Below are 19,281 nucleotides of genomic sequence, written 5' to 3' on the forward strand. Positions count from 1 at the left end.
CCCCGCTTGCACAGCTGTGCCCGTTCCACCGTGAGCAGCGGACTGTCCAGCACTGCGGTGAGGTCACCGAGCACGGCGTTCACCTGGGCGCCGGTTCCCAGCCCGATGATCATCAGTGGCACCTCGGTGTTGCGGCTGAAGAACCGGGCGCGGCGGCGGTGGCCGTGCTCGGTGACCTCACCGCAGTGCTGGACAGTCCGCTGCTCACGGTGGAACGGGCACAGCTGTGCAAGCGGGGCGGAGACGTGCTGATCCGGCCGGCCGAGTTGCCGGACACCGATGCCGACGGCCGGCCACTGTGGCAGAAGTTGATGGTGCACACCGACGAGACCGCGCAGCACGATGGCGTCCCGATTCACCGGGCGATCGTGCGCACGCTTCTACAGTCCGGCGCAGTAGGCGGTGCGACCGTGCTGCGCGGAGTCTGGGGGTACTGCGGTGACGGTAAGCCCCACGGCGACAGGGTGTTACAGCTGGGACGTCATGTGCCGGTGACGACCGTCGTCGTCGATACGCCGCAACGGATCGCCGCGGCCTTCGACATCGTCGACGAGCTCACCCGTGCACACGGGGTGGTCAGCGCGGAGATGGTGCCCTCGGCCACCGTCATCGATGCGGGCCACCGCCTCGGCGGCACCGACATGGCGCGTTTTAGTTACTGACCTCACAGCGAGCTTGGTAAGGCTAGCCTATCTTTTGCATGGGGTGTAGCGTCCCACCCCATGCAGTCGACAACTCCCGAAGCGGTCAGCGCCGCCCTCACCGAGATCCTTCGCGACGACATGAACGTCGATGTCCGCCGGGTGACCAGGGAATCCCGACTCGTCGACGACGCCGGACTGGACTCGGTGGCATTCGCCGTGGGCATGGTGGCGATCGAGGACAAGCTGGGGATCGCCCTGTCCGAAGAAGACCTGCTCAGCTGCGACACCGTTGGTGATCTGGAAGCGGCAATCCTGGCGAAAGTGCCTGCCGCGCAGAGCAACCAGTGAGCGTGCTGGCCGAGGCGCTCGCCGCAGCGCTGCCCTCGACGGACACCGACCTCGTGGTGTTCGACCCCGAGGCGCGCACCTGGAGCCGTCACCCGTGGGGGCAGGTATATGCCCGCGCCGAAAACGTCGCCGAGCAGATCGGTCACGACGGATCCACAGCCGTCGGCGTGGTCGGTGAGCCGACGATCGAGGGAATCGCGACGATCATCGGGGCACTGCTGTCCGGTGCCGCACTGTCGGTGCTGCCCGGCCCGATCCGGGGCGCAGACGCCCACCAGTGGGCACAGTCCACGCTGAACCGGTTCGCCGGCATCGGGGTGGGCACCGTGTTCAGCCACGGTGAGCACCTCAGGCTGCTGGAGAAGGCCGAAACCTCCCTGAAATTGCACGACGACGTCGTCGTCGCCCACCCCCAGCGCTCCACCACGCTGTCACTGGGATCCGGTGAGTTCGCCGTCCTGCAGGGCACCGCCGGCTCCACCGGCACACCACGCACCGCCCAATTGTCACCATCGGCGGTGCTGGCCAACCTGCGCGGCCTCTCCGAACGGATCAGCTTGTCGGACAGCGATATCGGCTGCTCGTGGCTGCCGCTGTATCACGACATGGGGCTGACTTTCCTCCTCGCCGGGGCGGTGGCCGGCATCGAGGTATGGCAGGCGCCGACGACGGCGTTCGTGGCCTCGCCGTTCAGCTGGGTCCGGTGGCTCACTGAGAGCCGCTCGACGCTGACCGCCGCGCCGAACATGGCCTACGGCCTGATCGGCAAGTACTCCAGGCGGCTGACCGATCTGGACCTGTCGGCCGTCCGGTTCGCACTCAACGGCGGCGAACCGGTCGACTGCGAGGCGACCAGCCGGTTCGGCACCGAGCTGTCCCGTTTCGGGTTCAACCCGGGCGCCCTGTCCCCGTCGTACGGGATGGCTGAATCCTCTTGCGCGGTGACGGTTCCCGTCCCCGGTCTCGGTGTCGTTCTCGACGAGATCACCGTGGCCACCGATGCCGGGGAAAACCGGCAACAACTCGCCGTCCTCGGCCACGCCATTCCCGGCATGGAAGTGCGCCTGCGCCCCAGCGAGGACAACGCGGGCATCGTCGGCCGCGAGGTCGGTGAGATCGAGATCCGCGGCACCTCGATGATGTCGGGATACCTCGGCCAACCATCGCTGAACGCCGACGACTGGTTCGCCACCGGCGATCTCGGCTATTTCGTGGACAGCGGACTCGTGGTGTGCGGCCGCACCAAGGAACTGATCACAGTGGCCGGCCGCAACATCTTCCCCACCGAGATCGAGCGGGTTGCCGCACAGGTCAAGGGTGTTCGTGAAGGCGCAGTCGTGGCCGTCGGCGCCGGCGAGAAGGCGGTGCGCTCGGGGCTGGTGATTGCGGCGGAATTCCGTGGCGCCGACGAGGCCGAAGCCCGCAGCCAAGTCATCCAGCAGGTGGCGTCCGAGTGCGGCATCGTGCCCTCCGACGTGGTGCTGCTGAAACCGGGCTCACTTCCCCGCACCTCCTCGGGCAAGCTGCGCCGCCTGGAGGTCAAACGACAGATGGAGGCAGCGAAGTCATGACCGCCACGATCCCGACGCCCGCGCCGGCCACCACCACCCTCGACGAGTACCGCGACCTGTTGGACCGGGTGTTCGACGACCAGGTCAAGGCGTGGACCGCCGAAGCCGAAGAAACCGAACGCTTTCCGCGTGCACTCATCGAGCACCTGGGCCGCAACGGGGTGTTCACCGAGAAGTGGGGCGACGGCCAGCAACCCGATGTGGCCAAGCTGATCGAGTTGGCCTTCGCGCTCGGGCGGACCGGCTCCTCCGGTATCGGCGTAGGTGTCAGCCTGCACGATTCGGCCATCGCCATCTTGCGCCGGTTCGGCAAATCCGATCACCTCCGCACCATCTGCGAGCAAGCGGTGCGGGGCGAGGCCGTGCTGTGCATCGCCGCCTCCGAAGAGTCCGGCGGCTCGGATCTGCAGATCGTCGAGACCGAAGTCCGGACGGCCCGAGACGGATTCGAGATCAAGGGCATCAAGAAATTCGTCTCGCTGTCGCCGGTCGCCGACCACATCATGGTGGTGGCCCGCAACGTCGACCACGATCCGACGAGCCGACACGGCAACGTCGTCGTCATCGCCGTCCCGACCGCCCAGGTCGAGGTGCAGACGCCCTACCGGAAAGTGGGCAACGGCCCGCTGGACACCGCCGCGGTACACATCGACACCTGGGTGCCCGCCGACCATCTGGTGGCTCGGGCGGGCACCGGCCTTGCGGCGATCTCCTGGGGCCTCGCGCACGAACGCATGTCGATTTCGGGCCAGGTGGCCTCAGGGTCACAGCGCATCCTGGGTATCACGTTGGCACGCATGATGAAACGCCGGCAGTTCGGCCACACCCTGTACGAGCACCAGGCACTGCGGATGCGGATGGCCGATCTGCAGGCCCGCGTCGACATGCTCCGTTACGCCCTGGCCGGGATCGCCACCCACGGCAAGCTGGACCTGCGGGCCGCCGCAGCGTTCAAGGTGACCGCCGCGCGTCTGGGTGAGGAGGTCGCCTCCGAGTGCATGCACATCTTCGGCGGCTCGGGCTATCTCGTCGACGAGACGCCGCTGGGCAAGTGGTGGCGCGACATGAAGCTGGCCCGGGTCGGCGGCGGTACTGATGAGGTGCTGTGGGAGCTGGTGGCCGCGGCCATGAAGCCAGACTACGACGGTTACGCCGAATTCGCCGGAGCCTGAACCGTTTCCGGCCCTGACTCCGGCTGACGCACGTTATCCGGCGGCGCCGAAGGCGTCGTCGGGCGTGCGCGGCAACGCGTAGAGGGCCATGCGCCGGTTGGACATCTGATGCTCACCGAGGAACTCGCAGCCGGCCCACTCACACAAACGGCGGGCACCGGAGTTGCGGTGATCCGGATCGAACATGATCCGGCGGCAGTCCGGCTCGCGCTCGAACACGCTGGCCACGATGCGCGGTAACAGGATCGGGCCCATCCCGCGGTTGACGAACCTCAGGTCGGCGATCGCGGCGTGCATGCCGATGTCGTGCGGATCGGCCGCGTAGCGAGGTGCGATCGAATCCTTTGCGGCCCGGTACAACTCGACGTAGCCGGCGGGCTTTCCGCGGAAGCTGGTGATCAGCGGCCGCGAGTACTCGCCGTCGAGTTGGGCCTGCAGATACCGGCGCCAGCGATCCACCGGCCACGCGTATTCCCAGGCCTCCACCAGATGCGGACGGTTCATCCACTCCGAGACCATCTCGGCGTCGCCGTCGGCGTCGACCAGCCTGATGTCGTAGGGATCGGCCAGCACCGGTGTCGGGGGTGCGTCGACTGCGCGCACCTCGTCGGTGATGTCGGTCAGCTCGCGTTTCAGGACGGGGCCCGCCGGCACGTCCGTCACGTCGGTATCGATATCGGTCATTGAGCGCCGAGCCTACCGCAGCGGGTGAGGGTAGGTTTACCTTCCCTGCTTGCGTGGGACGGCTCCGGCCAGCCCCGACCGGGCTGTGTCCGCACGGCGTGCGATGGTAGGACCATGGGCGTCGACCGGGTGACGGATCTGCAGCGTTGGGAGGACTCCGGCGCGCACTGGCGCGTGCTCAGCCGCACCGCGGACGGCCTCACCATCGCCTTGCTGCGGTGCGACGGTGGAGAGGAGGTCGAGCGGTTCACCTCGACCGACCCCCGCCTGCGCGAATTCGTCGGCTCCCGCACCGGTAGCGACGACTGATCAGATCACCGGGGCGAAGCGGGCCAGCCGAGCCAGATGATTGCGGTCCTTGACACCGAGTTTGGCGAAGATGCGGTAGAGGTGCCCGTCGACGGTGCGTACCGACAGGCACAATCGGTCGGCGATCTGCCGGTTGTGCAGGCCGGCACCGACCAGTTTGACGATCTGCCATTCCCGATCGGTGAGCGGCAGCCGATCCCCGACGTCCCGCAGCGCCGGGGTCCGTGCACCGCTGCGGCCGGACAGCCACAGGGCCCGAGCCGTCGACTCCCAGCCCCTGCCCCGGCAGTCGGACCGCGCATACTCGGCAGCGGCGTGCGCGGCGGCGTCGGCCGCCAGCGCCAATGCTCCGGTCGTTTCGAACAGGTCCGCAGCCGCGGTGAGCTGCTCGGCATCATGGCCGGTCAGGCCGAGGCTGTGAGCCCCGACGGCGTCGGCCAGTTGTCCCGGGGACCGGCGCACCAATCGGCTGATCCGCCGGTGACCGGAGATGTCGCGGAACCGCAGTGCCGTGTGCAGGGCCGTCAGCTCGACCGCAGCCATGCCGGCCGCCTTGGCGCTGTGGGCGGCCTGCATCGCATGCTTGCCGGCCAGTGTGCTGTCACCGGTGGCGGCCGCGACCCAGGCGCGGGCCAGATCCAGTTCCGGTCCGAACACCCGCACCGACCCGATGTCGGCGGCTTCGGCCCGTGCCAACGCAGCGCCTGCCGCGCGGCCGTTGCCGCGCATCCCCTCGGCCTGGGCCAGCCACGCGGCCACGAGCATCGACCAGCCGGGCGGAAGTCGCCGCGGGGTGGTCCAGACGGCGGCGTGGAGCGCGTCACAGGCCGACGACAGCGCACCGCGAGCCAATTCCACGCGGCCCGACAGCGCCGTGACGATGGCCTCGGCCTGCGGGAAACCCGCGGCCAGCACGGCGTAGCGGTCGCACACCTTCTGCGCGTCCGCCAGGTTCCCGTCGGCCAGGTCCGCCGACACCCGTGCAAAGGCGAGCCAGTACCGCTGAAGTCCCGACTCGCACCGCTGGGCGGCACGTTCGCCAGCCTGCGCCGCAGCGGTGGCATCGCGTGACCGGCCCACCAAAGCCAACGCGCCGGCGGTCGCCAGGGCGGCGCACACCTGCGCGTTCGGTAACTTCTCGTCGTCGGACAGCGGGGCGCCGAGGGCAATCGCGTCCGACAGCTCACCGGCGAAGTATGCGAAAACGGCATCCATCGCGGCCACCGGACGCACCGTGCACCAACCGTGCAGCCGGTCACGCAGCAGCTCGAGCACCGCATGCGCCGCGTCGGCACGTGCACATCCGAAGAACAGGTTCGAGGCGCGTAGGAAGGCCCACCGGAACAGCATCGGTACGTCGTCGAAATCCGGCGCCCAGCGCGCCAACAGGTGCTCGGCTTGCTCACCGCGGCCCTGCCAACTCATCGCCTCGGCCAGCACGACAGCTGCCGCCGGCCCGGCACCGTGATCCAAGGCGTATCGCGCAAGGTGTTCTGCGAGAGTCAGATTCGACATGGTGACCGCACTGGCCGCGGCATCGGCGATGACGTCCGGCGCGACCCTGACATCGCCGTCGACCATGAAGCGGGCCAGCTGAAGGCGGGCGCGCACATTGAGCACAACGCCGTCACGGCGCGCGTGCAGCCGCTCACCGAGCAGGACGGCCAACCGCGTACAGATCTGGCGGGTACGGGTTTCCGAGCATCGGCTGCGGGCCACCTCACCGACGATGGGATGGCCGGGTTGCACCACCGTGCAGCCCGCGTCGTTGAGCACCCCGATCGCCCCTCGACGTTCGACACGGGTGACGGCGTCGATGTCGCAGGCCTCGACCAGCACATCCCAGTCGAGCACCTCGGCGGTCGAGACCACCTCCACCACGTCACGTTCGTCCGCTGTCAGCGTGTCGAGCCGTGAAGCGATCAGAGCGTGCAGATCGGCACTGGCACGCAGCATTCCGCGCAACCGCCACCGGCCGTCGTCGAACACCAACGCCTTGTCGTCGCGCGCCGCGTTCACCACGCCCCGCAGATAGAGCGGGCTGCCGGAGGAGTAGCGGTGCAATTCGTCGACCGCGCGAGCGTCGACGTCACCGTGCATCACCGCCGCGATCAATTCACGGGTCTGGTCTCGGCTGAAGGGTTCCAGGTCCATCCGGAGCAGCAACTGCTCTTTCCACAAACTGGTCACCGCGTCGGACGTGGCGGCGCCGTTCCGAATGGTGAGGATCAGTTTCGGCGAACCGTGTACCACGAGTTGCTGGACCAGCAGCGCTGACAACGGATCGAGATGCTGGGCGTCATCGACCACGATGACGAGGTCGGGATCCGATGCCAGCGCCTCGTAGGCGGCGGCCAGCATCACGGTGGGATCGAGCGCGTCGGCCAAGGTGAGTGCGCGGTGAAAAGCCCCGAGCGGCACCGACTGTTCCGTCTCGGTGCCCAGTGCGAACCGCACCCGGCACCCGTCGGCCTCCAGTTGCTCGGCCAACGCCCAGGCCAACGCCGACTTGCCGACTCCCGTTCCTCCGGCCAGAACCAACCCGCGGAATCCGTCGTACAGTGCCTGCGCGGCTTCGCGCAGTTCGGCCTCTCGTGCGACAAACGGCCAGTCGGACAACTACGACCCCCAGATGCTCCGCGTCGTACCGGGCCGACGTTACGCCGCCGCGCATGTCCGTATCGGTGATCGGCACCCACGAATCGTGAATCATTGCCTCCGGAAGCACTTCTGGCGTCGTGCAGATCCAACTACCCGGTGGGCTGCACCACCCACACCCCTCGGCGCAACACCCCCGTCACCGTCAGATCCGAGTCCAACACCACCAGATCGGCTCGTGCCCCCGGCTCCAGAGCACCGGCCGACAGGCCCAGTGCCCGAGCCGGGTTGACCGAGGCTTGACGGGTGACAAGCATCAACGCCTCGTCACGGGTCAAACCGCAATGGCTCACGGCGAACCGGACCACGCGGTCCATGGTCGCCGTGCTCCCGGCGATCGTGTTCATCCCCGCGACGAGCGCCACTCCGTCGGCCACATCGACCGGTACCGGTCCGAGCGGATATCGGCCGTCGGGCATCCCGGCGGCCGGCATCGCATCGGTGATCAGCGAGACGCGGTCCGGTCCGACTGCGCGGGTGACATGTCGATAGATGGCAGCGTCGATGTGGACGCCGTCGGCGATGAGTTCGACGGTGACACCGGGATCCTCCATGAGCGCGATCACCGGGCCCGGCTCCCGTTGGTCGATGGGCCGCATGGCGTTGAACAGATGTGTGCCGACGCTCGCACCGGCGTCGATCGCGGCCCGGGTCTGTTCATAGGTGGCATCGGTATGGCCGAGGGCCACCACCACTCCGGCGTCGACGAACCGCCGGATCGCCGACAGCGCGCCCGGTCGCTCCGGGGCGATGGTCACCATCCGGATGGTTCCGGCTGCTGCGGTGAGCATCCGGTCGATCTCTGCCGGGTCCGGGTCACGCATGAGCGCGGGTTGATGGGCCCCGCAGCGCACGGTCGACAGCCACGGACCTTCCAGGTGGATTCCGTCGATCACCCCGGCCTGCGCCTGCTCGGCGAGCGCGGAAACTTGGCGGAGGAGCTCCTCGGGGCCCGCGGTGACCAGCGAGGCGATCATCGTGGTCGTGCCATGCCGGCGGTGCAGTGCCACCGCGGTGTCGGTGTCGACCGACGAGGCGGCCGAAAACCCGCCGCCGGCCCCGCCGTGGGCATGGGTGTCGACGAAACCCGGGACCACCATGACGGGGCCGAGATCGTGATCCGCGGGCCGGGGTGGCCTCCCGGCACCGATGGCCACGACCCGATCGCCAGACAGCTCAATCCATCCCGGGCGCAGCAGCTTTTCGCCCGTGATAAGGGTGCCGGCGGTAAGTAGCATGCCGGCTTACTTCTGCGCCGTGAAAAGCTCTGCACCCGAGACGATGTCGAGTCCATCGGTGACCGCCTCGGCCACGGTCACGTTATCGGGGTCACGCTCGTCCATGACCACGACCGGAACGGTCGGATCGAGCCCCTTGGCCACGACCGCCGGAACGTCGTAGGTGATCATCAGTGCTCCGGCGGCGACGTCATCGCCCTGGCTGACGTGCGTGGTGAAGTGTTCGCCGTTCAACGAGACGGTGTCCAGTCCCAGGTGCACGAGGACGCCGACGTTGTCGTCCGTCATGATGACGTACGCATGCGGCATCAGTTTCAGCACTTTGCCGCTGACCGGGGCGATGGCTTCGGTCACGCCTGGCGACGGAACCACCGCCGCGCCGTACCCCACCAGACCACCGGAGAACACGGGATCCGCGACCTCCCGAAGTGGTACCGCGCGTCCTGCAACCGGGGCGAGTACTCGCGTCCTGCTCACTGTGATGGCTCCTTTGCGCCGCGATCGGACTCGTGCCCTCAAACAATACGAGCGTGCTGAGCGGGGATCTCCAGTTCATCTCGTCTGCCCATGCTCTCGTCTAAGCTTCCGGTCAGCTTCGGGACGGGTCGCACCGGGCGGCCAGAAGGGCGACAGGCATGAGCAGCACGACGGGAACCGAAGGCGCACAGCCGAAGTCCGGTGTACGGGTCCGTGGTTTCGGTCAGCTACAACGCCTCGGCAAGAGCCTGATGCTGCCGATCGCGGTTTTACCGGCCGCCGGTATCCTGCTGCGGCTGGGCCAGCCCGATCTGTTGGGCCGGATCGACTCCCCCGTCATCGGTCCGTTCTTCAAGGCGATGAGCGCCGCCGGCGACGCCCTGTTCAGCAATCTGCCGCTGTTGTTCGCCGTCGGTGTCGCGATCGGCTTCGCCCGCAAGGCCGACGGTTCGACAGCACTGGCCGCGGTGGTCGGTTACCTGGTGATGGCGGCTGTCTTCACCACCATGTCACCGATCGTGCTCGCCGGCGAGGTGGACAAGGCCGGCGATCAAGCCCAGATCAACTACAGCGTGTTCGCCGGGATCGTGGTGGGCCTGCTCAGCGCATGGTTGTTCGACCGTTACCACACCATCCAATTGCCTTCCTACCTCGGCTTTTTCGGTGGCAGGCGCTTCGTGCCGATCGTGGTGTCCCTCGCGAGCCTGTTCCTGGCCTTCGTGATGAGCTATTTCTATCCGATCTTCGATGCTGGGCTGACCGCATTGGGACGGTTCATCGGCGCCAGCGGAGCGGTGGGTGCGTTCGTCTACGGATTCGCCAACCGCATGCTGATTCCGTTGGGGCTGCACCACATCCCGAACTCCTACGTGTGGTTCATCTACGGGGACTACCAGACCCCGGACGGCACGGTGGCCACCGGCGAGCTCACCCGATTCGCCGCCGGTGATCCGTCCGCAGGCATCCTGACGGCCGGGTTCTATCCCGTCTTGATGTTCGGATTGCCTGCCGCAGCGTTGGCGATGATCCTGGCGGCGAACAAGAAGCAACGGAAGGTCGCGGTCGGGATCCTGTCGGCGGCAGCCCTGACCGCCTTTCTCACCGGCGTGACCGAACCGCTGGAGTTCGCGTTCATGTTCGTCGCCTTCCCGCTCTATGTCATCCACGCGGTGCTGACCGGGCTGTCGCTGGCCATCGCCTACCTGCTCGACATCCATCTCGGTTTCTCGTTCTCCGCCGGGCTCATCGACCTGCTGCTTTACGGCGGCGCGCCCGCGGCTCACAACATCGGGTTGCTCCTCGCCATGGGTGCGGGGTTCTTCGTCGTCTACTTCGTTCTGTTCTACGTGGCGATCACGAAATGGAACATGCGCACGCCCGGGCGGGAGCCCGTCGGTGACTTCGACGCCGAGGAACATGCCAACCTGGGCGACGCCGGGGATGCGGTCACCACGTCGGCACGGGACGACTCACAGGCCGAACAGGTCATCGCGGCGTTCGGCGGGCGCGAAAACCTGGTTCGGGTCGACGCCTGCATCACCCGGCTCCGGATGGAGGTGGCGGACACCACCAAAGTCGATCAGGCGCACCTCAAAAGCCTGGGTGCGGCAGGCGTCGTCGAGGTCGGCAACAACGTGCAGGCGGTGTTCGGTACCGATTCCGAGGCGCTGAAGAACGCCATCCTCGACGTTCTTTAGTTGCGCGGACGGTTCAGACCGACAGCAACCGGTGGAAGAAGTCGCGGTAGCGCGTGAGCGCCACGCGAAGATCTTCCGTCGAGGCCTCCTCGCCCCGCGACCATTGCGCCTCGAGCCGGGAACGGGTGTCGGCGAAACTTGCGGTGAGCTCGTCGACGACTTCGGACACCAGGTTGTCGGCCTTCTGGACGCACTCTTTCGGGTCGTCGACAAAGGCGGCCTGAACCTCGTTCCACCGTGCGTGGAGACCGGATCGATGCTCGTCGGCGAACAACAGCGTGTTGTCTTCGGCCGGCGTCGCGGCCGTTGCCGGCGCCGGATCGGCCTCGCCCGCCGGTGATGGCGTTCTCGCCTGCGCACCTTCGGTTTCCGGCATATCCGGTAGTTCTGGCTGAGCGCTCGGTGTCCGCTCGTCGTGGGTGGTCATGCTCGCGCCTCCTTCGCCGAATCCGTACCCGACTCGTGCCGGCCGGCAACTCCTGGCCCGGCAGCCTCCGGGCCGGCACCGCGCGGCGTGGACTCGTCGGCTCCGGCATCGGTGCGGCCGTCGCCGTCATGGCCGACGCCGAGCAGTTGCTCGAAGAGCGCGCGATAGTGGACGATCGCCTCACGTTGCGCCTCGGTGCCGATCTCTCCCTGCTGCTGGGCGAGATGCAGGATGTGCGCCGCACGGTAGTGCTCGACGACCTTCGGGTGGTCGACCGAGATGTCGGCCGTACGTTGCTCGAAATCGTCTACCGGATAACCGCGTTCACGCATCACCTCGGTCACCAGTCGATCCGCCTCACTGACCGACGTCGCCGGATCGTCGACGAAACCGGCCTGGGTTGTCTTCCACGCCTCGGCGTACCGCGACCGCGATTCCGGGGCCAACTCTTTGATGTCGAGTTTGTTGTGCTTGCGTTTACGTGCGAGCAGTTCGCGTTCGGCCGCGCGTTTCCCACCTGCCGTCTCGACTGCACGTTCGTACTCCGGCCCGAACTGTCCCTTGAGCCGTTCGCTTCTCTTCTGACGCATCATCGACGCTGCCACCACCACCGCGAGCAAGACGATGACGGCGACAACCACGGCGATGACGATCCAACTCCATGTAGGCATTTCTTGACCTCCTGCGACGGAGGGTTACCCGCACGTTGTCTGCACAAACGTCAATTCCGCGCCTGTACCCGTCTACTTGCAGTAGGACCGAGTGGCATAGTCGAGCGCCTGCCGATACAGCGGATCCAACTCTCGCGCGGTGGCCACCGCCTCGACGGCCGTGGCGCGATCGGCCGGGCACGACGGCGAGTGCAAGGCCGGCCACTGGTTGGCGATCTCGTCGACGATCGTGTGGTTGAGCGCGTCGATGGTGCTTCTGGATGCGCCGAGATCAGGTGCACTCACCGGCGCGGCGGACGGGTCGAGCTTCCATCGGGCGAACAGGCCATGCTCAACCGCCACGGTGGCGTCGATCTGGTCCCGGAACACCGCGCCCACATAGTCTTGGTCGAGGTTCCGCGCGCCCGCCTGGGCTCTGGTGGCGTCGATGACCTGCTGTTCGCGTAGCACATCTTCGATCGGCCCACCGGTGCGGAACTTGTTGGCCGCCACCGGATCAGCGGTCTGCAGCCGTTGCGCGGCGGCGTCGACCAGTGGCTGTAGTGGGCTGGAGCCCTCGGCTCGGGCCGGCACAGCGCACAGCACCGCGACGAGCACGCCGGCGGCTGCCATCCGCGCCGTCGTCACAGCCGGGCGAAGCACTCGTCGGACTCGTCGTCGGGAATGGAGGCGTTCTGACTGGAGAACTTGCCGACCACCCCGGCATCGGTCACCGCGACGCTGTCCGCGCGGATACCCAGCGGATAAGCGTCGTTCAGCTTGGTCGTCAGCCCGGTCAGCGCCGTCTGCACGGTGTCCTTCGCGAAGGGGCCACTGACGTCGGTGACCTCGAGCTCCAGGTTGCCGTCGTCGACCACCGGTTTGGCGGTCACGTTGGTGTCCCCCACCGCCTGCAAGGTGATGGTGCCCGCGGCGGGATCTGTACTGACATCGGTGACCAATGCCCCCACGCCCGGCAGGTTCTCCGCCACCGTGTCCTTGATCCCGGCGGTCGTCCAGCTCAAGGTGGCGGTCAACGAGCCGATGGTGCCTTTCGAGTGGTCGGATTTCTGCAGCCGGATGTCCGACAGGGCGACGTCGGCGGTCATGCCTTGGGCCGCCTGCACCCGCTTACCCCCGGTCTCAACCGAGATGTTGGTGTAGTGCCCGGTCATGTGCTGCCACAGGAACGGCGGCTTGACCCCAAAGGAGACTGACGCGGTGTCCTCGACGACGCATTCGGCCACCGCGACGAGCACTGACCCGGCCTTGTGTCGTGCGTACAGTTCGGCACCCGTCAGGCCGATGACCCCGAGCGCGACGGCGATGACGGCGATCAGGACCATCGCCTGCGGGCTGCGCCATCGCGAAGAAGGCTTCGCCGGCTTTTCCGGCGTGGCCGGTGCAGCCGCCGCCACCGGACGGGGCTTCGACATCTTCTCGGTCGGGGCCTCAGGCGGCTGGTAACGCGCCCTGATCTGTTCGGTCGCGGGCTCGGGCGGTTGACGACGCGCCCGAATCTGTTCGGTGGGTGCGTCACCCCGTCCTGGACGGGGCAACCGTCGGGTGGCCGGGTCGGGCGGCGGCATGGGACCCCGGCCCTGCCTGGATTGCCGTCCGGGTTCGCCGGGGCGTTGCGGCGGTGTCGGCATCTGGGTCATTCTGCCGCAATTGCGCCCCGCTCAGCGGGCGGGCACGCCTGTGGGTTCGCTCCTCATTCCGGCTTGGCCGCGAGGCCCGGTGCCGCGGTGTCGGGCTGTTGTTGCAGGCCGGCCGGATTCGCGGTGGCCGCCGCGGCGATCGACAGTCCGGCGATCACCAGGCACAGCACCGTGTAGACGAGGCTGCCGATGGGATCGCCGTCGGCGGTGACGCCGTCGATGGCGCCGAAGTAGGCCGGCAGCGCCGTCACCCACAAGACCGTCATGACCGCTAGGTACACCGCGGCATAACGCAGGATCAACGGGTTGGCGTAGCGCACGGTAGCCGGATCGCGGTCCTTGCGCAGGGTCGACCATTGGCGCAGCAGCACCGGGATCGCCACGACGGTGAGCACGACGAGTTCAGCCGCATAGATGACGCCGCCGACGGTTGTGCTGCCCGAGATCGTGGCACCGAGCGTGGCCGGCAGGGGCAGCACCGCGGTGCCGATCGAGGCCAGCACGCCGACGACGATGGTGCGGCCCACGATCTGCATCCCGCTGAACGTCTTGCCGTCCTGAACGTGGCGGCCGACGAACAATTGCACGCAGAACGCCAGCGACATCGGCCACAGCGCGGCGAACACCACCACGCTGGGTAGCGGCACCGAGTCGAAGAACGGCTGGTTCATCGGGTGATCCAGCGTCCACTCCCACCACCGCAGTTGGGGGCCGAGGTGGTCGAAGATCTCATAGAAGGCGTGGTGGACGAATCCGACGCAGATGGCGCCGACGAGCACCCCGTGGCGGCGGAAGACACCGAGAGTCCGGACGATCTCGTAGGCGACCGTGGCCATCATCGGGTAGATCGCGACGATGTACAGCGGCAGCCGGCCCCACAGAAAGTCCACGGTGAACACGTTGTGGGCGAACATCGTGTCGACGTGTTCGGCGATCCCGAAGGCACCCGGGAAATACAGGGGCGGTTCGATGATCAGCAGGTAGGCGATCGCGCCGAACCACAGCACCAGGTTGGTCGGATCGTTGTGCCGGCGCAACCGCATGATCGCGTACACCAGGGCCAACACCGCACCGACGATCACGGTGATCTCCAGCACCGGGAGCGTCCAGTTCTCCAGCCCGAACGGGTTGCGGAACTCGGCCACGCCTCCGGCGGTGTCACACGAAAACCCCAGGCGCTCAGCCAGACCGGAGAAGGTCGGGGTGCACAGGTCAGACACCGGCGGCACTCGCCTTCTCCTCGGCAGCGTCACCGGCGGTGTACCACTGCGTCACGTCGTAGCCCTCCTCGTAACGCTGGAACCATTCGTCGGCCAACACCGGCAGGTTCTCGTGTGCCGGGTTGTGACCCGGGATCTGGCTGCGCACGACACCGACCAGAGCAGTCAGCATCTCGCGTACCGGCAGGTGGGAGAACGCGTTCTCCACCGGTCCGTCGTAAGGGGTCTTGGTGAACGGAAGTTTCTGCAGCAGAGCCTTTTTCCGTGCCTGCATGCCGAACATCGACATCGCGTCGATCTGGCGTTCCTCCAACGGCACGTGCTTGTTGAAGCCTTCGGTGGCGATCTTGAGGACCGCCCACACGTGCTTGAACACCGACGGGGCGACGCGCATGCGGTACCAGGGATCGTCGACCACCGCGTCGTAGATGATCAGCGCCGAGCTGCGGTGCTCGACCTCTTCGACGAAGTGCCACAGGAACAGTGAGGCCACCCGGTCGTCCCCCGGAGCGAACAGGGTGTCGTCGTGGTCGAGCATCAACTTGAAGACCGGCGTGAAGGTGGCCTCCAGATCGGCGGTGTAGGCCAGGCGGTACTTCAGTGGCGTGGTGGCGGTCAGGTCGTCGAATGCCTTGACCACCTCGTCGAGGGTTCCCTTGAGCGCCGGGTAGGTCTTGAGCAACCCCTTGGCGTGCTGGCGGTGGGCCATCGAATGCTGGCCTTCCTGCCGGGTGAAGGCCTGGGCCTCCTCGGCTACCGCCGGATCGGTGATGAACGGCATGGCCTCGGTGATCATCTGGCCGATCATCTTCTCGAAGGCGATGGCCAGGAAGGACACCGCGTTGGCCATTGACGAGAACGCCGGGTTGGTCTCGTTCCACAGGAACGGGACGCGGTGGTCCGCGAACGCGAACCTCATTTTCCGCACGATCAGATCCGTCATCCGCCTGCCACCTCGCTTGTCTCGATTACATGCACAGCGACTGCCTGCCGATCAGGTACCAATCATACAAACAACGCTTCGTTTGTATGATTACTACACGGCAACGTGGCCCGTCAATGGCGGGGTGGCGATATCCTGCAGGGGTGTTGCCGGCCAGAATCTCCGACCGTGGCGCGTAGGCGCGGGTGGGACGGGCGGCCGCCCGGCAGCGACGAGGAAGCCTCCGAACGGATCGTGGCCGCCGCGGTGCAGTTGATCTCCGAAACCGGCACCGGGATCAGCATCGCCGACGTCGCGGCCTCCCTCGGCGTCATCCGCCAGACCGTGTATCGCTACTTCCCCACCGCCGAGTCCCTGATGCACGCCGCCGCGATCGCCACGGTCGACGGATTTCTCGACCGGCTCGCCGACAGCGTTCGTGGCATCAGCGACCCGGCCGAGGCGATGACCGAAGGCGTCATGTTCACCTTGGAGGAGGTCGCCCGCGTACCGCATCTGCGCATCATGCTGTCGGGGCCGCAGGCCGCAACCAGTTCGGTCAACGTCGCCTCGGACGAGGGCCAGGCTTTCGGTATGCGGATGATCACCCGCTTCGACGTCGACTGGGAGAAGTACGGCTACGACGAATCCTCACTGCGCGAGCTCGTCGAGTTCACGCTGCGCACCATGTTGTCGTTTTTCGTCGCGCCCAACGAACCCGGCCGAAGCCGGGACGAGCTGCGGCGCTTCCTCAGACGCTGGCTGGGTGGGACGATTCTGGCTCAGCCGACCGATGAGTCGCGATGACGTCACCGAACACCGCGGGGATCAGCCGATTGAAGATGTCGGCGCGTTCCCATTGCAGGAAGTGACCGGCCCCCGGAACCACCAGCGGCCCAATGCGATTGGGAAATGCCCGCTCACATTTCGGCACGAAATCCTCGCCGACGACGTGATCGTCGGGGCCGTAGAGCACCAGGGTGGGCACCTCGACCGCCCCCATCAGCGGAATGTCGGACATGGCGCGGCCGTAGGCCAACTGATACGACGCCCAACCGGCCCGCAACCGTGCCTCATCGGCATACGGCTCGGTCATGAAATCCACGTCGGCCTGACTGAATGCGTAGGGCGAACCCCACAACCGGTTGCTGTACATCGCCGCCACCCACTGCCGACGCGCCTCGGGCGTCGGCAGCATCGCCGCGAGATCGTCGGGGAACGCGCCCTGCATCCACCGATAGTCCCCGGTCGGGTCGGCCGCGCCTCCCACCGTGGCCGGGTGCTGCGAGCGGATACCCGAATAATCCACGGCCATCGGCGGAACCGTGTTGAAAACGCAGAAACGCCTGACGAATCCGGGAAACCGGTGGATCAGATCGGTGCTGACCACCGCGCCGACGTCACTGGCCGCGATCAGACACGACTCGTGCCCGAGCTGGTCATGAACCAGGACATGGAGGTCGCGCGAATAGGTGACGATGTCGTGCTGATCATCGGTCGGGATCGAGCTGTCCCCCATGCCGCGCAGGTCCGGCACGATGACCTCGAACCCGGCTGCGGCCAGCGCCTCGATGTTGCGCCACCAGATCCGCTTCGTCTCCGGATATCCGTGGACCAGTACCAGGGGTACGCCGCCGACACCTTCACGAACGAACGCCAGTGACACATCGTCGGCGACCGGGGCAGTGTGGATGGTGAACGCGTCAGCGGGCGGCGCGGGAGGCTGGGCCGGGCGCTGACGCGGATCGTAACGGAAACCCGCCATGGCGAAAGACCCTACCGGTCAACGTGTCCCACGGACCAGACGGCCCGGACGCGCACCGGAGTCGACGCCGCCGCGCCGCGTCACGGTGCCGCTGACGATCGTGGCGTCGTAACCACTGGCGCCCTGCACCAATCGGTTTCCGCCCGCCGGCAGGTCGTAGGCCATCCTCGGCGCATGCAACGTCAGGGCGTCCATGTCGATAACGTTGAGATCGGCTTTCTTGCCCTCGGCGATCACGCCGCGGTCGGTCATGCCGAACAGCTGCGCGGTGTCGTTGGCCTGCTTCCGGATCACGTATTCCAACGACAGCTTCTCGCCGCGGTACCGATCGCGGGCCCAGTGGGTCAACAGGAATGTCGGATACGAGGCGTCACAGATCATGCTGCAGTGCGCACCGCCGTCGGACAGGCCCAGCACGCCGGCCGGGTGGGTCAGCATCTCCCGGATCGCGTCGTGGTTACCGTTGGCGTAGTTGAACATCGGATACATCAGCATCGCGCCGGCATCCGCCTCGAGCATCAGGTCGTACATCGCGGCCAGCGGATCAACGCCTCGCTGCTTGGCGATCGCGGCCACCGTGCGCTCCTCGGTCGGTTCGTAATCCGGTGGCTCCCCAAGGTGATACAGCCGGTCGGCGACGTTCTGCGCCAGCATGAACATGCCGTCGAACAACTTGTCCGGGTCGATCGGCAGATCGTCCTCGGACAGGATCGCGGCCCGCACCGCCGGATCGGCGAGTCGCTCGGCCAGCTCTGCACGGCTGCATTCGGCCTTCAGCCGCCGGAAGGTCGGCCGATGCGTGAAGGCGTGGTGACCCGGGAATCCCAGCAGCATGCCGAACGGCCGCGCCGCGACCTGCGGGAAAAGCCGACTGCCGGCCTGATGCGCGGCCGCTGACAGCTCCAGCTGCTCGCGCCACAGGTTCGGGTCGGCGTCGACCTGGATCAACGCGAAGCTCAGAGCGCAGTCGATCTCCTCACCGAGCCGGCGCATCCACTCCAGCTCGGTCTTTGGCGCGACGATGTCCTCGCCCGCCGCACCCTGTGGGGCCAACTCGAAGACCGCGGCCCCACCGGCCGCAGCGGCCCGCCCCAGCGCGAAGAGCTCGTCTTCGGCCGCAAAGGTGCCCGGGACGGGTTCCCCGTCCATCGCGCGGTGCGCCAGCGTCCGGGAAGACGAAAATCCAAGTGCCCCAGCCTCGATCGCTTCCTGCACCAGGGCGGCCATGGCCTTGATGTCGTCAGGTGTGGCCGGTTCGTTGCGGGCACCACGCTCCCCCATGGCGTACGCGCGGACTGCGCCGTGGGCGATCTGGGTTCCCATGTCGACGGAGAGCTCACGCTTGCCGATCACGTCCAGGTACTCACCGAAGGTCTCCCAACCCCAGGTGATGCCCTCGGTCAAGGCGGTGCCGGGGATGTCCTCGACACCCTCCATCAGCGAGATCAGCCATTCTTCGCGACCGGGGCGCACCGGCGCGAAGCCGACGCCGCAGTTGCCGGCCACCACCGTGGTGACGCCGTGGTTGCTGGACGGTTCCAACACGTCGTCCCAGCTGACCTGACCGTCGTAGTGAGTGTGGATGTCGACGAACCCGGGTGCGACGATTTTTCCAGCGGCATCGATGGTTTCGGCCGCCTCGCCGGACAACCCGGGATCGTCCGGTCCGCGCCGATGCACCGCGACGATCCTACCGTCCTTGATTCCGACGTCGGCGGTGAATCGGTCTGCACCGGTGCCGTCGACGACCGTGCCACCGGTGATCTTGAGATCGAACACGTTTTGCTCCCTTGAGAACGTCCGGGCCGCTACGGTGGCAATGTAACACCGTTACAGAA

General features: G+C 67.0%; 18 protein-coding genes and 1 pseudogene. 7 read left to right on the top strand and 12 right to left on the bottom strand.

Going from position 1 to position 19,281, the window contains the following annotated elements; translation table 11 throughout:
* The 4 genes and pseudogenes from A5699_RS11475 to mbtN form a co-directional block, all read left to right on the top strand.
* Positions 1–662: DUF190 domain-containing protein (locus tag A5699_RS11475; protein WP_197508263.1), on the top strand; the 662-nt coding region annotated here is incomplete at its 5' end.
* Positions 663–710: 48 nt separating this feature from the next.
* Positions 711–992 (top strand): annotated as a pseudogene (locus A5699_RS11480) (acyl carrier protein); the annotation flags it as partial.
* Between the two features lie 5 nt (positions 993–997).
* On the top strand, positions 998–2,563 hold the full coding sequence (gene mbtM, locus A5699_RS11485; RefSeq protein ID WP_197508264.1) for a long-chain-fatty acid--ACP ligase MbtM: 1,566 nt from the start codon (positions 998–1,000) through the stop codon (positions 2,561–2,563).
* A complete protein-coding gene (mbtN, locus tag A5699_RS11490; RefSeq protein ID WP_067769287.1) occupies positions 2,560–3,735 on the top strand; it encodes a mycobactin biosynthesis acyl-ACP dehydrogenase MbtN in 1,176 nt (391 codons plus the stop codon). Before mbtM ends, mbtN begins: the two co-directional genes overlap by 4 nt.
* 33 nt (positions 3,736–3,768) lie before the next feature.
* Here mbtN and A5699_RS11495 read toward each other — a convergent pair whose 3' ends face one another.
* The gene (locus A5699_RS11495) at positions 3,769–4,419 is read right to left on the bottom strand and encodes a GNAT family N-acetyltransferase (RefSeq protein ID WP_067769289.1); all 651 of its coding nucleotides are present in this window, start codon (positions 4,417–4,419) and stop codon (positions 3,769–3,771) included.
* Positions 4,420–4,533: 114 nt separating this feature from the next.
* On the opposite strand from A5699_RS11495, the gene A5699_RS11500 reads away from it, so the two are divergent.
* A complete protein-coding gene (locus A5699_RS11500) occupies positions 4,534–4,728 on the top strand; it encodes a hypothetical protein (RefSeq protein ID WP_067769291.1) in 195 nt (64 codons plus the stop codon).
* Here the strand turns inward: A5699_RS11500 and A5699_RS11505 are convergent, their stop codons facing one another.
* The 3 genes from A5699_RS11505 to A5699_RS11515 form a co-directional block, all read right to left on the bottom strand.
* Positions 4,729–7,347 carry a LuxR family transcriptional regulator gene (locus A5699_RS11505; RefSeq protein WP_067769293.1) on the bottom strand — a complete coding sequence of 873 codons (2,619 nt, stop codon included), beginning with the start codon at positions 7,345–7,347 and terminating at the stop codon, positions 4,729–4,731. It abuts the gene before it with no gap.
* A 131-nt stretch (positions 7,348–7,478) separates the two neighbouring features.
* Positions 7,479–8,624, bottom strand: a complete 1,146-nt coding sequence (nagA, locus tag A5699_RS11510; RefSeq protein ID WP_067769295.1) for an N-acetylglucosamine-6-phosphate deacetylase — start codon at positions 8,622–8,624, stop codon at positions 7,479–7,481.
* A 6-nt stretch (positions 8,625–8,630) separates the two neighbouring features.
* Positions 8,631–9,101, bottom strand: coding sequence for a PTS glucose transporter subunit IIA (locus A5699_RS11515; RefSeq protein ID WP_067769297.1), 471 nt, complete (start codon positions 9,099–9,101; stop codon positions 8,631–8,633).
* A gap of 158 nt (positions 9,102–9,259) precedes the next feature.
* On the opposite strand from A5699_RS11515, the gene A5699_RS11520 reads away from it, so the two are divergent.
* Complete coding sequence (locus A5699_RS11520) at positions 9,260–10,798, top strand: PTS transporter subunit EIIC (RefSeq protein ID WP_067769299.1); 1,539 nt, start codon at positions 9,260–9,262, stop codon at positions 10,796–10,798.
* A gap of 13 nt (positions 10,799–10,811) precedes the next feature.
* Here the strand turns inward: A5699_RS11520 and A5699_RS11525 are convergent, their stop codons facing one another.
* The 6 genes from A5699_RS11525 to A5699_RS11550 all read right to left on the bottom strand — a co-directional run bounded on the left by A5699_RS11525 (position 10,812) and on the right by A5699_RS11550 (position 15,699).
* Entirely contained in the window at positions 10,812–11,225 is a 414-nt protein-coding gene (locus A5699_RS11525; RefSeq protein WP_067769300.1) for a hypothetical protein, read from the bottom strand.
* Entirely contained in the window at positions 11,222–11,896 is a 675-nt protein-coding gene (locus A5699_RS11530; RefSeq protein WP_067769302.1) for a hypothetical protein, read from the bottom strand. Before A5699_RS11530 ends, A5699_RS11525 begins: the two co-directional genes overlap by 4 nt.
* A gap of 72 nt (positions 11,897–11,968) precedes the next feature.
* Positions 11,969–12,508 carry a chorismate mutase gene (locus tag A5699_RS11535; protein WP_067769392.1) on the bottom strand — a complete coding sequence of 180 codons (540 nt, stop codon included), beginning with the start codon at positions 12,506–12,508 and terminating at the stop codon, positions 11,969–11,971.
* An 11-nt stretch (positions 12,509–12,519) separates the two neighbouring features.
* Entirely contained in the window at positions 12,520–13,527 is a 1,008-nt protein-coding gene (locus A5699_RS11540) for a DUF2993 domain-containing protein (protein ID WP_067769394.1), read from the bottom strand.
* Between the two features lie 62 nt (positions 13,528–13,589).
* The gene (locus A5699_RS11545; protein WP_067769396.1) at positions 13,590–14,756 is read right to left on the bottom strand and encodes a hypothetical protein; all 1,167 of its coding nucleotides are present in this window, start codon (positions 14,754–14,756) and stop codon (positions 13,590–13,592) included.
* A complete protein-coding gene (locus tag A5699_RS11550; protein WP_067769304.1) occupies positions 14,749–15,699 on the bottom strand; it encodes a metal-dependent hydrolase in 951 nt (316 codons plus the stop codon). The genes A5699_RS11545 and A5699_RS11550 overlap by 8 nt, the downstream gene beginning before the upstream one ends.
* A 168-nt stretch (positions 15,700–15,867) precedes the next feature.
* Between A5699_RS11550 and A5699_RS11555 the strand changes: the two genes are divergently transcribed.
* Complete coding sequence (locus A5699_RS11555; RefSeq protein WP_067769306.1) at positions 15,868–16,485, top strand: TetR/AcrR family transcriptional regulator; 618 nt, start codon at positions 15,868–15,870, stop codon at positions 16,483–16,485.
* Here A5699_RS11555 and A5699_RS11560 read toward each other — a convergent pair.
* Both A5699_RS11560 and A5699_RS11565 read right to left on the bottom strand, forming a co-directional pair.
* Positions 16,430–17,443, bottom strand: coding sequence for an alpha/beta fold hydrolase (locus A5699_RS11560; RefSeq protein ID WP_067769308.1), 1,014 nt, complete (start codon positions 17,441–17,443; stop codon positions 16,430–16,432). The genes A5699_RS11555 and A5699_RS11560 overlap by 56 nt on opposite strands.
* 18 nt (positions 17,444–17,461) lie before the next feature.
* Positions 17,462–19,222, bottom strand: coding sequence for an amidohydrolase family protein (locus tag A5699_RS11565; RefSeq protein WP_067769310.1), 1,761 nt, complete (start codon positions 19,220–19,222; stop codon positions 17,462–17,464).
* Positions 19,223–19,281: the final 59 nt, after the last annotated feature.

The sequence above is a fragment of the Mycobacterium sp. E802 genome (genome assembly GCF_001666875.1).
GTDB lineage: Bacteria > Actinomycetota > Actinomycetes > Mycobacteriales > Mycobacteriaceae > Mycobacterium.

Bases quoted from the DNA above. Each gene is read 5' to 3' on its own strand.
- A5699_RS11525 (WP_067769300.1), bottom strand. From the start codon at position 11,225: ATGACCACCCACGACGAGCGGACACCGAGCGCTCAGCCAGAACTACCG.
- A5699_RS11540 (WP_067769394.1), bottom strand. From the start codon at position 13,527: ATGCCGACACCGCCGCAACGCCCCGGCGAACCCGGACGGCAATCCAGG.
- A5699_RS11550 (WP_067769304.1), bottom strand. From the start codon at position 15,699: ATGACGGATCTGATCGTGCGGAAAATGAGGTTCGCGTTCGCGGACCAC.
- A5699_RS11560 (WP_067769308.1), bottom strand. From the start codon at position 17,443: ATGGCGGGTTTCCGTTACGATCCGCGTCAGCGCCCGGCCCAGCCTCCC.
- A5699_RS11495 (WP_067769289.1), bottom strand. From the start codon at position 4,419: ATGACCGATATCGATACCGACGTGACGGACGTGCCGGCGGGCCCCGTC.
- A5699_RS11530 (WP_067769302.1), bottom strand. From the start codon at position 11,896: ATGCCTACATGGAGTTGGATCGTCATCGCCGTGGTTGTCGCCGTCATC.
- nagA (WP_067769295.1), bottom strand. From the start codon at position 8,624: ATGCTACTTACCGCCGGCACCCTTATCACGGGCGAAAAGCTGCTGCGC.
- A5699_RS11500 (WP_067769291.1), top strand. From the start codon at position 4,534: ATGGGCGTCGACCGGGTGACGGATCTGCAGCGTTGGGAGGACTCCGGC.
- A5699_RS11520 (WP_067769299.1), top strand. From the start codon at position 9,260: ATGAGCAGCACGACGGGAACCGAAGGCGCACAGCCGAAGTCCGGTGTA.
- A5699_RS11535 (WP_067769392.1), bottom strand. From the start codon at position 12,508: ATGGCAGCCGCCGGCGTGCTCGTCGCGGTGCTGTGCGCTGTGCCGGCC.
- mbtN (WP_067769287.1), top strand. From the start codon at position 2,560: ATGACCGCCACGATCCCGACGCCCGCGCCGGCCACCACCACCCTCGAC.